The sequence below is a fragment of the Streptomyces sp. NPDC096048 genome (genome assembly GCF_044763415.1).
Taxonomy (GTDB): Bacteria; Actinomycetota; Actinomycetes; order Streptomycetales; family Streptomycetaceae; genus Streptomyces.
Genome location: NZ_JBIWGG010000001.1, coordinates 135404 through 148322 on the forward strand (window position 1 = coordinate 135404; position 12919 = coordinate 148322).

Consider the following 12919-nt stretch of genomic DNA (forward strand, 5'->3'; position numbering starts at 1 on the left):
CTTGAGTCCCTCTCCTTACGCCTGCGAGGTGAGCTGTCGGGTTCGGGCGGGGAGGTGCCCGGCCGGGCCCTGACGGGCACGGCTTCACCCCGAGCCGTTCCGGTGGTGACCGGCGCGGCGACTTACCTGGGTCCCCCGCTCCTGCCTGCGAGTTTGTTGGCGGATGACTGTGCGTCCGGGCGGTGGCAGGATTCGGCGTCCGCCCGACAGGCCGGGAACGTATGCGAGAGCAGATGTCCGAAACAAGTGCAGGAATCACCCAACGCGCCTGTTGACCTTGGTCTGGGGTGTTTGAGGTGCTTGATCCTTTGCGGCTGCCAAGGCTCAACTGGCTTGCGGGGCAAAGGGAGGGCACAGTCGGCGGCGAGGCTGCCTACAGGTGGGGCGGAGTGAGCCAACTCACGGGCCTCAACAAGGATGGCAAATCAGGCATTAAGGCCAACTCGGAGTCAATCGGCCGCAGGTGGGGAGGGCTTCGGGTCTCGACCGCCGGCCGGCCGGGCTCGCTGCCGTGCGCGTCTCGCGCCCGACCCCGCTCCGGCCGGTGTTTCCGCACACTGTGCGGGCATGCGTTCGGGGCGGATCGGGGTGGGCCGAGCGGGTGACGTAATCGGCGTGCGGGCCGTTGGGAGGGGTGATGTGATCTTCGATGGCGGGTTCCGGCTCCCGGTGATGGCGATCAATATCTGCTCATATCACCTGATCAAAAACATACCGTGCATGATCCGATACCGACCGGCCTGTAACGGTGGGCGCTAGCGGTGATCGAAAGGTGACCGGATACGCTGACTTGAGTGGTGGCAGCGACCTATCGACAAACCAGGTAATCGCCAGTAGACACCAGCAGACAGGAGACCCCTCGTGACCGTCGTCGGGCCGTTCGGGCTGAGCGTGCGGGACCAGGCTCTGGAAGCCGATGTCCAGGCCGGATTGGTTGCTGTCGAGGAAGGGTTGCTTGAGGCAACCAAAAGCGAGGTTCCGTTCATCACGGAGGCCGCCCAGCATCTGGTGCGGGCCGGCGGTAAGCGTTTCCGGCCACTGCTGGTGATGCTCTCCGCCCAGTTCGGCGACCGCTACGCCCCCGGCATCGTGCCCTCGGCCGTCGTCGTGGAGCTGACCCACCTCGCCACCCTGTACCACGACGACGTGATGGACGAGGCCGCGGTACGGCGCGGCGTGCCCAGCGCCAACACCCGCTGGGACAACTCGGTCGCGGTCCTCACCGGCGACTTCCTGTTCGCCCGCGCCTCGCAGATCCTCGCCGACCTCGGTCCCGAGGCGGTCCGCGTGCAGGCCCTGGCGTTCGAGCGGCTCGTCACCGGCCAGATCCTGGAGACGGCGGGGCCGCAGGACGGCCGGGACCCGGTCGACCACTACCTGGACGTGCTGGGCGGCAAGACGGGTTCGCTGGTGGCGGTCTCCTGCCGGTTCGGCGCGATGATGTCCGGCGCCGACGAGACGGTCGTGGACGTGCTCACCCAGTACGGCGAGCGGCTCGGCGTCGCCTTCCAGCTCGCGGACGACGTCCTGGACATCGCCTCCGACTCCCACGAGTCCGGGAAGACGCCCGGGACCGACCTGCGTGAGGGCATCCCGACCCTCCCGGTGCTGCGGCTGCGCGAGCGGGCGGCCCGACTGGGGCTCGCCGAGGACATCGCCCTGTGCGAGCTGCTGGACTCCGACCTGAGCGACGACGCGCGGCACGCGGACGCGCTGCGGCTGCTGCGCGCCCACCCCGCGCTGGAGCAGGCGCGGCGGGACACCGTCCGGTACGCCAACGACGCCCGGGCGGCGCTGGCCCCGCTCAAGGAGTGCGAGGCCAAGTCCGCGCTGGTGGAGCTGTGCGACGCCGTGGTGCACCGGGCCGGCTGAGCGCCCGGCCGGGTACCCCGTCCCCTACGGGCCGGGGGAGTCGCACTCCCTCCGTGTCATCCCGCAGGAGTAGGCGGAGTTGAGCCCGCGGTCTGACGATTCCGCTTGGCCGATTTGGTCAGATGGACACCACGGAAACACCAATCCTCACCGATTCGGGTGAGAATGGCGGCTCACGGGTGAACGAGCGCGAGGTCGTGAGACAGCCGCCGCCGACGACGGAGGTAGGGCACACATGGCACCGATCGATTCCGACGACAACACGACCGCCGGGGAGGGCGAGGACCTGCGCGCCGGACGGCGCAGGGCCGCGCGGTACGTCGTCCCGGTCGCGGTGATGGGAGTGGCGGCCGTGACGATCGGGCTCGTCCCCGCGCTCGCCGACTCCGGGGACCCCGACCTTCCGAAGGTCACCGCGGAGCAGCTCATAGAGAAGATCGCCAAGTCGGACGTCGAGCAGCTGTCCGGCACGGTCAAGATCAGCACGGACCTGGGTCTGCCGGACCTCGGCGGCCTGGAGAGCGGCCTGATGTCCGGTATGTCCGGCGGTCCGGGCTCGGGCGGGGACGAGGACGGCTCCGCCGCCGACCCGTCGGCCAAGCTCACCGAGCTGGTGTCCGGCACCCACACGCTGCGGGTCGCCGCCGACGGCCCCGACCGGCAGAAGCTGTCGCTGCTGGAGAACGCCGCCGAGTACAGCCTGATCCACAACGGCAAGGACGTCTGGGGCTACGACAGCGAGTCGAACGAGGTCTACCACTCCACCACGTCCGGCAGCGCCGAACAGCCGGAGAAGGAGGTGCCGGCCACCCCGAAGGACTTCGCCGACCAGGCACTCAAGGCGGTCGACGGCACCACGTCCGTGACCGTCGACGGCACCGCGCAGGTGGCCGGCCGGGACGCGTACCGGCTGGTGATCAAGCCCAAGCAGGAGGGTTCCACGGTCGGCGCCGTCAGCGTCGCGGTGGACGCCGAGACCGGTATGCCGCTGAAGTTCACGCTGACCCCGTCGAGCGGCGGCGCCGCCGTCGTGGACGCGGGCTTCACCAAGGTCAGCTTCGCGAAGCCGGACGCGTCGACGTTCGACTTCACCCCGCCCAAGGGTGCGAAGGTCACCGAGGGCGACGAGGTGGCCGAGGCGCCGGCGCACGGGCGGGAGGCCGAGCGTGACCTCGCCAGGGAGATGGACGGCCTGAAGGAGGCGGACGGCCTGAAGGGGAAGGACGGCCTGAAGGTCATCGGCGAGGGCTGGAACTCGATCGCCACCTTCGACACCGGAGGCCAGGGCCTGCCCACGGCCTCCGCGGGCGGCGACCTCGGTGGCTTCCTCGGCTCCTTCGGCGACCAGGTCAAGGGCGACTTCGGGTCCGGCACGGTCTTCAAGACCCGCCTGGTCAACGCCCTGATCACGGACGACGGCAAGGTCTACGCCGGTGCGGTCACCAAGGACGCGCTGGTGAAGGCGGCCGACGCGGCCCAGTAGGCGCCAGGCAGGCGTCATGCGTCAGGCGTCAGGCGTGAGGCACGCGCCAGGCGCCAGGCGCCAGGCACGCGTCACGCGTCGGGCGTCACGCGTCGGGCGTCACGCGTCAGATACAAGCACGGAGCAGCTACGACGAAGCGAGGGAGCCGATGGCCGAAGCGTCCGCCACGGAAGCGGAGAGCCCGGACCAGGAGGACGGCACGGACGACGCCGTCATCGCCACCCGGGCGCTCACCAAGCGCTACCGCGGCGGACAGCTCGCCGTCGACGGTCTGGACCTGACCGTCCCGGCGGGCAGCGTCTTCGGCTTCCTCGGCCCCAACGGCTCCGGCAAGACCACCACCATCCGCATGCTGATGGGCCTGATCGAGCCCACCTCGGGCACGGCCCGGGTCCTGGGCCGGCCCATGCCGCGCGCGGCCCGCACCGTCCTGCCCCAGGTCGGCGCCCTCATCGAGGGCCCCGCCCTGTACGGCTTCCTCTCCGGACGCGACAACCTCCTGCGCTACGACGCCGCCGACCCGGCCGCCGACCCGCGCACCCGGCGTGAGCGCGTCGCGGCGGCGCTCGACCGGGTGGGCCTCGCGGCCGCCGCCGGCAAGAAGGCGAAGGCGTACTCGCTCGGCATGAAGCAGCGCCTCGGGCTCGCCGCGGCGCTGCTCCAGCCGCGCTGCCTGCTCGTCCTGGACGAGCCGACCAACGGGCTCGACCCCCAGGGCATGCGCGAGATCCGCGCGCTCGTGCGTGAACTGGCCTCCGACGGCACCACGGTTTTCCTCTCCTCCCACCTGCTGGACGAGATCGAGCAGGTGTGCACGCACGCCGCCGTGATGGCGCAGGGGCGGCTGATCAGCCAGGGCGCGGTCGCCGACCTGGCGGCCGGGGCGCGCGGCCGGCTGGTGGTGACCACGCCGGACGCGGGGGAGGCGGCCAGGGTGCTGAAGGAACAGGGGGCCGGGGACGTGGTCGTCGCCGAGGACCGGGTGACGGCGGAGCCTCCGGACCGCGACCTGGCCGACCTGAACGCCGCCCTGGTCGCGGCCGGTGTCCGGGTCCGCGGCTTCGGAGTGGAGCGCGCCTCCCTGGAGGACGCCTTCGTGGCGCTTACCGGGGAGGGCTTCGATGTCGCGGGCTGACACGTCTCGGGCGGACACTTCACGGGCTGACACGTCTCGGACGGACACGTCACGGGCTGATACGTCACCGGCCGATTCGTCGCGGGCCGAGGCGCGGGATGAGGCACCGCGGGACGGGGTGCCTCCGGCCGGGGTGCCGCGGGCCGAGGCGGCGAGCGCGGGGCGCGTCCCGAGTCCGCTGTGGTCCTTCGGGCTGCTCCGCAGCGAACTGCTGGTCACCTTCCGGCGCTGGCGCACCCTCGCCCTGCTGGGCGTGCTGGCCGCCGTGCCGGTCCTGGTGGGGATCGCCGTGAAGATCGAGACGAGCGACGGCGCGTCGTTCGGCGGAGGTGGCGGAGGCGGTGGTGGCGAAGGCCCAGCGTTCATCTCGCAGATCAGCAACAACGGCCTGTTCCTGGTCTTCACCGCCCTCGCCGCGACCCTCCCGTTCTTCCTGCCCATGGCCGTCGGTGTCGTCGCGGGCGACGCGATCGCGGGCGAGGCGAACGCGGGTACGCTCCGCTACCTCCTGGTCGCCCCGGCCGGCCGCACCCGGCTGCTGCTCACCAAGTACGCCACGGTGATCGCCTTCTGCCTCGCCGCCACCCTGGTGGTCGCGGTCTCGGCGCTCGCGGTCGGGGCGCTGCTGTTCCCGGTCGGTGAACTGACCACCATCTCCGGCACCAGAATCACCTATGCCGAGGGTCTGGGCCGCGCCCTGCTCATCGCCCTGGTCGTGGCCGCCTCGCTCGTCGGTGTCGCGGCCCTCGGCCTGTTCGTCTCGACCCTGACCGGCAGTGGCGTCGCGGCGATGGCGACCACGGTCGGGCTGCTGATCACCGTCCAGATCCTCGACCAGATCCCGCAGCTCGACGCGCTCCAGCCGTACTTCTTCTCGCACTACTGGCTGTCCTTCGCCGACCTGATGCGCGAACCGGTCTACTGGGACGACCTGGTGAAGAACCTCGGCCTCCAGGCCCTCTACGCGGCGGTGTTCGGCTCGGCGGCCTGGGCGAGGTTCACGGCGAAGGACATCACCTCGTAGACACGGCGTCCGTCTGCTCGTACGGGAAACGGGCGAGCGGCGCCTCCTGTGCGAAGAAGGTCTTGGCCCCCGCCAGCGCCTCGGTGTCCTTCAGGACGTCACCGGGCTTGCTGCCGTTGCCCAGCAGTACCCCGCCGAAGCGCATACCCATGTAGGCCGCCGAGTTGTTCAGGGTGCCGATCAGCGGATCGGCGACCTCCTGCTCCTGGTGCGCCAGCGCGGTGACGCCCCACAGGGTGCGGCCGGCCAGGGTCGCCTTGAAGTCGAGGCCGGGGGTGCGCAGCCAGCCGGACCAGTAGTCGAGGTAGCGCTTGACCGGGGCGGACAGCGAGTACCAGTACAGCGGCGAGGCGATCACGATGTCCGTGGCGGCGAGCGTGGCGTCGAGCAGCAGGCCCGTGTTGCCCTCCGTGGGGCGGACGTGGTCGCTGTCGTGCCGCAGGTCCTCGAAGTCGGGCAGCGGATGCTCGGCCAGGTCGATCCACGTCTGCTCGACGTCCGTGGGCAGTTGTTCGGCGGCACGGCGGGCGAGCAGTTCGGTGTTGCCGTCGGGTCGGCTGCTGCCCAGGACGAAGAGGAAGTGGCGGGTCATGAGGTCCCCCTGGATGGTTGGCGGGCACGGATACCAGCACATGCATTATATGCATACGCAAGTACCTGTCCATCTGTTCCCTGTGCGCGAGTGGCTCAGCGCACCAGCCCGGTGAGGCGGACCAGGGAATCGGTGCCCCGTGGCGGACTTCCGTCCGTCTCGCCGAGGCGCCAGGCCGGAACCCACGGGACGCGATGGACGTCCACGGCCGCTTCGAGCAGCCTCACGCGCTGGGCGAGCGGCCGGGGCAGCCGCCCGGGCGCGTCCGCGACGAGGACGACGGAGTCGAGGTCGAGCCCGGCGGGCGCCTGCCCGTGCCGGAAGGCCGCCACGGCCCGGTGGACCGCCGCCAGCCCGGCCGCGTGCGTACGGGCGACGAGCAGTACGGACGGCGGGTCGCCGGGGCCGGGCCAGCCGCGCCCGCAGTCCCGCCCGCCGTACACGGCGGCGAGCGTCGACACGCCGGCGCCACCGTGCGCGCCGACCCAGGAGAAGCGCCGGGCGTCGGTGGGGGAGGGGGCGGGCGGCTCTGAGTACGGTCGCGCCGGGGCGGGCGCCGGTGGGGCGGGTGGTGCCGGGGTGGGCGGCTCTGGGGTGGGCGGTGTCGCGGGCGGCTCGGGTACGGCCACCGGCCCGCGGATCCATATCTCCGGTCCCTGTCGCATGCCGGTCCGCCTGCCCGGTCTCCTCCCGTGTCACGCCCTCGCGCGCCCGTCCTCGTTCGACCCGCCGATACGGGCGTGACCTCCTGGAACGAGCCTGTGACACCCCGGTGACGTGAGAATCGCGAGCGAGCGGAGAGACTCGACAGTAGGTGTACGACAGGCATGACAGGCTCTGGACGGCAGGCAGTCGAAACCGCCGACGGAAGCCGCCGATGAGTGGGGGGACGATGTCTCGACTCGGCCGCGAGAAGCAGCGGGACCACGAGGGCGCCGAGCGCTCGCCCGCCCCTGCGGCGACGCCGATCGACGTCCGTGTGCCGGTGGCCGATTCCGACGCACGCAGCGCTTCGATCGACGGCTCGCTGGTCGTCGCGGCCCCCGGCGAGGAGATCCAGAACGCCGTTCTGAACCGCCTCCACCGCCTCGCCCTCGCCGCCGGCCATCCCGTCCTCGCCACGATCCACGACGAGCGCATCGGCTGTTCCGTCCCGCTCCGCGTCGACCCGGACGGCTCCAGCCATCTCGCCGCGGAGCCGGTTCCGACGGCTCCCGAGGAACCGGCCGTACGGCGCGACCAGCACACTCACGTCCTGCGGACGGTGGAGCCGGTACGGGACAGCGCCCCGGCCTTCTGCCTCCCGAAGGTGCCCGAGTCGCAGCGGACGCCGGCCGGCGAGTCCGCGCCGACGTTCACGCTGCGCGCCCTGCCGGAACCGGGCGAGGGCCCTGCGCCGGGTACGGTGGCGCCGCCCACGGGGGAGTTCGGTCCGCCGCCCCGGATGGACGGCGCTTCCACGACCGGCGCCCGCGAAGGCGCGGCACCGCAGGCCGCACCTGGGCCGATGAATGGTCCTGGGCCGGGTCATGGCGCTGGGCCGGGTCATGGTGCTGAGCCGATCCGTGGTGCTGAGCCGATCCGCGGTCCCGAGCTGATCCATGGTCCCGAGCCGATCCATGGTGCTGAATCGAAGGGCGGTGCTGAGTCGATCGCCGCCCCCAGGCCGGTCGCCGCTCCGAAGCCGCCCCGCCTCCCCGAGCCGGTCGCCGACCTCGACCTCGACCCCAAGCCCACCCCCGCCCGCGGCTTCGACGCCGTGGCCGAGGCCGTGCTCGGGGACGGACCGCTCACCGCGCCCGGCGACGCCACCGCCCCCGCGCTCCTCGCGGAGCCGACGGCCCGCGTCAACGAGGCCGTCAAGGAGGGCCGGACGGAGGCGGCCGCGCGACTGGCGGAGCAGACCGTGGCCGAAGCCTCGGGGACGCTGGGCCCGGAGCACCCGGAGGTCCTCCGGCTCCGCGAACTCACCGCGTACATCGCCTACTTGTCAGGCGACCCTGACCGCGCCTTCAGCCTCTCCCTCGACCTGGCCCGGATACACCGCCGCGCGGGCGACGCGGAGGCCGCGTACGGCAACGTCCAGAGCGCCGCCACCGCCTGGCGCGCCGTACGCGACCCGGCACGGGGCCTGGAGTTGGGGAGCCAACTGGTCGGTCTGTGGGGTGAACTCGCCGCCGAGGAGGGTCCGGCCGCGGACGACTCCGAGCAACTGGAGTCCGCCCGCGGCCGCATGGGCCGCCTCACCGAGCGTGCCCGCGCCCAGACCGGCTGACCGGGCGGGCTCCGGGGAGGCGGCGCGTCGGCCCTACTGCGACAGTTCCCACATCGCGTACGCGATGGCGTCGCTGTTGCGGTTCAGGGCCGTGTCGTTGATGTTGGCGGTCGTGTCGCAGGACGAGTGGTAGCAGCGGTCGAACGGCTGGCCCGCGGTGCCGCCCCACTTGGCCGCCTGCGCGGACGTCTTCCGGTAGTCGGCGCCGCTGAAGAGGCCGCCGACGGGGACGCCCGCGTTCTTGAAGGGCGCATGGTCGGAGCGGCCGTCGCCCTCGGTCTCGATCTCCGTGGAGATGCCGAGGCCGGCGAAGTAGTCCTTGAAGGTCTGCTCGATGGTGGGATCGTCGTCGTAGACGAAGTAGCCGGGGTTGGGCGAGCCGATCATGTCGAAGTTCAGATAGCCGCTGATCTTCGCGCGGCCCGTGGAGCCGAGGCTGTTGACGTAGTAGCGGGAGCCGACCAGTCCCAGCTCCTCCGCGCCCCACCAGGCGAACCGCAGGTGCTTGGTGGGCTGGTGGCCGGACCGGGCGACGGCGAGCGCGGTCTCCAGGACGGCTGCCGAGCCGGAGGCGTTGTCGTTGATGCCGGGGCCGGAGGAGACGCTGTCCAGGTGTGACCCGGCCATGACAATCTGATTGGCGTCGCCGCCCGGCCAGTCGGCTATCAGGTTGTAGCCGGTGCGGCCGGAGGCGGTGAAGCGCTGGACGGTGGTGGTGAAACCGGCCGCGTCCAGCTTGGCCTTCACGTAGTTGAGCGAGGCCTGGTAGCCGGGGCGGCCGTGGGCGCGGTTGCCGCCGTTCGCCGTGGCGATCGACTGGAGTTGCGTGAGGTGGGCCTTGACGTTGGCTATCGGTATGTCGGGCGCGGCGACGGCCGCGGGTGCGGCGCCGGTCGCGGAGGCGGGGCCGGCCGCGGGTGCGGCGCCGGCCATCGATCCGCCGGTGATCAGTGTGGCGACCGCGACGGCACCGGCCGCCAGCGCACGCCCGGAACGGGGGAGCTTCATGTGGGGGGCTCCGGATTCCTAGGGAGGCCCTGGGGAGGGGACTCCGCAGTGAATGGGGTGCCTGGATGGTGTGGCCGGGGCTGACCGACCGTCAAGCCGCTATTCGGCCACGGTGTCGCGCATATCGGAAACCCCTGGAGAGCGCGCCCCGCTGGGCGTGGAAGGTGCGCCCTAGTGCACGCAGAACTCGTTGCCCTCCGGATCCGCCATCATCACCCACTCCCCGCCCTGCTCCTTCACCTGCCGCAGGACGCTCGCTCCCAGCGCCTCCAGCCGGGTGACCTCCGCCTCGCGGCGGCCCTCGCCCGGGTGCAGGTCGAGATGGAGCCGGTTCTTGCCGGTCTTGGCCTCCGGTACGCGCTGGAACAGCAGCCGCCGCCCCAGCCCGGTGCCGCTCTCCTCCTGGTAGGGGTCGTCGGGATGCCGTACGGCAGCCAGGTCCCGCCAGGCGCGGCGGCCATGGGACTCGACGGTCAGCTCGGCCGGTACGGCCCCGAAACCCAGCAGTTTCTCGATGAGTGCGCTGTTGTCCTCCACCTCGTAGTGGAGGGCGGCGGCCCAGAAGTCCGCCTGTGCGTGCGGGGCGGCGGCGTCGATGACGATCTTGAAGTGCAGGGGAGCCGGTCCGGAGGTCGATGTCATGTAACCCGTTATAGTGGTTACATGAGTGAGCGGGCAACGGAATCGCCGAAACCGCCTCTCGGTGCGTCCGGTGCGTCCGGTGCGTCCAGTCCACCTGCATCCAGTCCACCCGGACTGACGCTGCGGTCGCACGAGGGCAAGCCGTACCGCTTCGACCCCGGCGCGCTCTGCCTCGAATTGCTGACGACGGGCGGGCCGGGCGCCTACGCACGCTGGGAGGTGCTGCACGAGCCCGCCGACCTGGCCGCGTGGGCCGGCCGCAGCCGGCTGCCGGACGGGCTGGACCTGACCGTGGACCGGACTGATGTGGAGCGGGCCCGGACACTGCGCGACGCCCTCTTCCCGCTCACCGCGGACCGCGCGCACGGGCGTCCGCTCCAGCCCGCCCACCTGGACACCGTCAACGCCGCCGCGGCCGAACCCCCGCTCGTCGCGCGCATCGAGGCGGACGGCGCCCGCGGCTGGGCCCCGGGCGCCACGGGCGCCCGCCTGCTGTCGACGGTCGCGCGCGACGCGATCGAGCTGTTCACCGGCCCGTACGCCGACCGCGTCCGGGAGTGCGGCGCCCACGACTGCCGTCTGCTCTTCGTCGACACCTCACGCCCGGGCCGCCGCCGCTGGTGTGCCATGGAGCACTGCGGCAACCGGGAGAAGGCCCGGGCACACCGCGCGCGGCGGGCGCCCGGGAAGGGCTGACGAAGGACAGCGGCAGGGCGCTGACGAAAGGCGGCGGCGGGGTGGTCGGGCGGTTACGGCTTCCCTGTCGCCGTGTCGAGCTGTTCGGACCCGGCGGAATCAGGGGCCGGCACCCCCGAGGCCACGATCTCCGACTGCCGTGCGGTGCTCCCCTTGACCGGCGGCACACCGCCGCCCGCCCGGTCCAGCTGTGCCCTGAGCGTCCGGGCGGTTCGGTGGGCGGTGCGCAGGGCGTCCCAGGTGAGCAGCGCGAGCGCCAGCCACACCAGTCCGAAGCCGGCCCAGCGCTCGGGCGGCATGGCCTCGCCGAAGTACAGGACGCCGAGCACGAACTGGAAGACCGGGGCCAGGTACTGCAACAGCCCCAGGGTGGACAGCGGCACGCGGATCGCCGCCGCGCCGAAGCAGACCAGGGGGATGGCGGTGACCACGCCGGTCGCGGCGAGCAGGGCCGCGTGCCCCGCGCCCTCGGTGGTGAAGGTGGAGTCGCCCTGTGTGCCCAGCCACAGCAGGTAGCCGAGCGCGGGCAGGAACTGGATCGCCGTCTCGGCGGCCAGCGACTCGACGCCGCCGAGGTTGACCTTCTTCTTCACCAGTCCGTAGGTGGCGAAGGTGAAGGCGAGGCAGAGGGAGATCCACGGCGGCTGGCCGTAGCCGATGGTGAGGACGAGCACGGCCGCGAAGCCGGTCCCGACCGCCGCCCACTGCGCGGGCCGCAGCCGCTCCTTCAGCAGCAGCACGCCCATCGCGATGGTGACCAGCGGGTTGATGAAGTACCCGAGGGAGGCCTCGACGACATGGCCGCTGTTCACGGCCCAGATGTAGACGCCCCAGTTGACGGTGATGACCGCGGCGGCCACGGCGACCAGGGCGAGTCTGCGCGGCTGCCGCAGCAGCTCGCCGGCCCAGGCCCAGCGCCGTACGACGAGCAGGGCGACGGCGACGAAGACGAGGGACCACGCCATCCGGTGGGCGAGGATCTCCCCGGCCCCGGCGGGCTTGAGCAACGGCCAGAACAGTGGGACGAGCCCCCACATCCCGTACGCCGCGAAGCCGTTCAGCAGGCCTATTCGCTGCTCACTCCTGGACGACCCGGCCACGGGCACCTCCTTCTCGCACTCGGCATGCCGGGACGGATGCATGCCAGGACGAAGGTAGCGCCGCACCCGGCCGCCTGTCATGCCCGTATCGGCATACGGTCATGACAGGCGGGGTGGGTGTGGTGAAGACGGGCGGTCAGGGGCAGCTCCTGAGTGCGGCGGCGACGGCCTCGGCGAGCGGTGTGGTCGGGCGGCCGATCAGGCGGGACAGGTCGCCGGTGGAGACGACCAGCTCGCCCTTCTCGATGGCGGCGTCCACGCCCGCGAGGACGGCGGCCAGCGGCCCGGGCAGCCCGGCGCCGGTGAGGATGCCGGTGTAGGCCTCGGTGGAGACGGGGTGGTAGGCGATCTCCTTGCCGGTCTGCCGGCTCAGTTCGGCCGCGTACTCGGCGAAGCTCCAGGCCTCGTCGCCACCCAGCTCGTACGCCGTGTTCTCGTGGCCCTCGCCGGTCAGTACGGCGACGGCGGCGGCCGCGTAGTCGGCGCGGGAGGCGGAGGAGATCCGGCCCTCGCCGGCCGCCTGTACGACGGCACCGTGCTCCAGGACCGGGGCGAGCTGCTCGGTGTAGTTCTCGTGGTACCAGCCGTTGCCCAGCAGTACGTACGGCACGCCAGAACCGACCAGCACCTTCTCGGTGGCGCGGTGATCGTCGGCGAGTGCGGCCGTGAGGCTGCTGGGAGCGCTGGTGTAGGCGAGCAGGGCGACGCCGGCCTTCCTGGCCGCGTCGATCACGACCGTGTGCTGCTGGACCCGGCCCTTGTCGAACTCGTTGCCGGAGATCAGCAGCACCCGGTCGCCGGCCGCGAACAGGTTGTCGAAGCTCTCCGGGGTGTTGTAGTCGGCGACCGCGAGCCGTACGCCGCGGGCGGCGAGATCGGCGGCCCTGTCGCGGTCACGGACCACTGCGGTGACCTGGTCGGCCGGCACCTTCTCCAGCAGCTGCCGCACGACGTGGCGGCCGAGGTGTCCGGTGGCTCCGGTGACGACGATGCTCATGGCTTCAGTACTCCTTGTGAGGGGTGCGATGCCACTGACTCTAAAAGCTGCGCTAACTGAAGGAAAGTGCCCACTTTGAAGTTAGTCACTTACC

The 12919-nt window shown here is 71.8% G+C and carries 12 protein-coding genes and 1 riboswitch; of the genes, 6 read left to right on the forward strand and 6 right to left on the reverse strand.

Annotated features, from left to right (window positions below; genetic code table 11):
- Window positions 1-4: 4 nt before the first annotated feature.
- Window positions 5-172, reverse strand: a riboswitch (cyclic di-AMP (ydaO/yuaA leader).
- Between the two features lie 689 nt (window positions 173-861).
- The 4 genes from ACIQ6R_RS00685 (at window position 862) to ACIQ6R_RS00700 (ending at window position 5515) form a co-directional block, all read left to right on the forward strand.
- Window positions 862-1872 carry a polyprenyl synthetase family protein gene (locus tag ACIQ6R_RS00685; protein ID WP_404217814.1) on the forward strand — a complete coding sequence of 337 codons (1011 nt, stop codon included), beginning with the start codon at window positions 862-864 and terminating at the stop codon, window positions 1870-1872.
- Between the two features lie 235 nt (window positions 1873-2107).
- On the forward strand, window positions 2108-3355 hold the full coding sequence (locus tag ACIQ6R_RS00690; protein ID WP_404217816.1) for an outer membrane lipoprotein carrier protein LolA: 1248 nt from the start codon (window positions 2108-2110) through the stop codon (window positions 3353-3355).
- A gap of 149 nt (window positions 3356-3504) precedes the next feature.
- Entirely contained in the window at window positions 3505-4491 is a 987-nt protein-coding gene (locus ACIQ6R_RS00695) for an ABC transporter ATP-binding protein (RefSeq protein ID WP_404217818.1), read from the forward strand.
- A gap of 133 nt (window positions 4492-4624) precedes the next feature.
- Window positions 4625-5515 carry an ABC transporter permease gene (locus ACIQ6R_RS00700; protein ID WP_404217820.1) on the forward strand — a complete coding sequence of 297 codons (891 nt, stop codon included), beginning with the start codon at window positions 4625-4627 and terminating at the stop codon, window positions 5513-5515.
- Here the strand turns inward: ACIQ6R_RS00700 and ACIQ6R_RS00705 are convergent.
- Both ACIQ6R_RS00705 and ACIQ6R_RS00710 read right to left on the reverse strand, forming a co-directional pair.
- Entirely contained in the window at window positions 5505-6107 is a 603-nt protein-coding gene (locus ACIQ6R_RS00705) for a flavodoxin family protein (protein WP_404217822.1), read from the reverse strand. The two genes, ACIQ6R_RS00700 and ACIQ6R_RS00705, sit on opposite strands and share 11 nt — an antisense overlap.
- 95 nt (window positions 6108-6202) lie before the next feature.
- The gene (locus ACIQ6R_RS00710; protein WP_404217824.1) at window positions 6203-6772 is read right to left on the reverse strand and encodes a DUF6668 family protein; all 570 of its coding nucleotides are present in this window, start codon (window positions 6770-6772) and stop codon (window positions 6203-6205) included.
- Window positions 6773-6999: 227 nt separating this feature from the next.
- On the opposite strand from ACIQ6R_RS00710, the gene ACIQ6R_RS00715 reads away from it, so the two are divergent.
- The gene (locus ACIQ6R_RS00715; protein WP_404217826.1) at window positions 7000-8382 is read left to right on the forward strand and encodes a tetratricopeptide repeat protein; all 1383 of its coding nucleotides are present in this window, start codon (window positions 7000-7002) and stop codon (window positions 8380-8382) included.
- 33 nt (window positions 8383-8415) lie between these two features.
- On the opposite strand, the gene ACIQ6R_RS00720 is transcribed toward ACIQ6R_RS00715, so the two are convergent.
- Window positions 8416-9390: a M28 family metallopeptidase gene (locus tag ACIQ6R_RS00720; RefSeq protein WP_404217828.1), complete on the reverse strand. Its 975-nt coding sequence runs from the start codon at window positions 9388-9390 to the stop codon at window positions 8416-8418.
- A 171-nt stretch (window positions 9391-9561) separates the two neighbouring features.
- Complete coding sequence (locus ACIQ6R_RS00725) at window positions 9562-10032, reverse strand: VOC family protein (protein WP_404168823.1); 471 nt, start codon at window positions 10030-10032, stop codon at window positions 9562-9564.
- A 21-nt stretch (window positions 10033-10053) separates the two neighbouring features.
- Here ACIQ6R_RS00725 and ACIQ6R_RS00730 point away from each other — a divergent pair, with 21 nt between their 5' ends.
- Complete coding sequence (locus ACIQ6R_RS00730) at window positions 10054-10728, forward strand: CGNR zinc finger domain-containing protein (protein ID WP_404217831.1); 675 nt, start codon at window positions 10054-10056, stop codon at window positions 10726-10728.
- Between the two features lie 53 nt (window positions 10729-10781).
- Here ACIQ6R_RS00730 and rarD read toward each other — a convergent pair whose 3' ends face one another.
- Window positions 10782-11828: an EamA family transporter RarD gene (rarD, locus tag ACIQ6R_RS00735; protein WP_404217834.1), complete on the reverse strand. Its 1047-nt coding sequence runs from the start codon at window positions 11826-11828 to the stop codon at window positions 10782-10784.
- 136 nt (window positions 11829-11964) lie between these two features.
- The gene (locus ACIQ6R_RS00740) at window positions 11965-12825 is read right to left on the reverse strand and encodes an SDR family oxidoreductase (RefSeq protein WP_404217837.1); all 861 of its coding nucleotides are present in this window, start codon (window positions 12823-12825) and stop codon (window positions 11965-11967) included.
- Window positions 12826-12919: the final 94 nt, after the last annotated feature.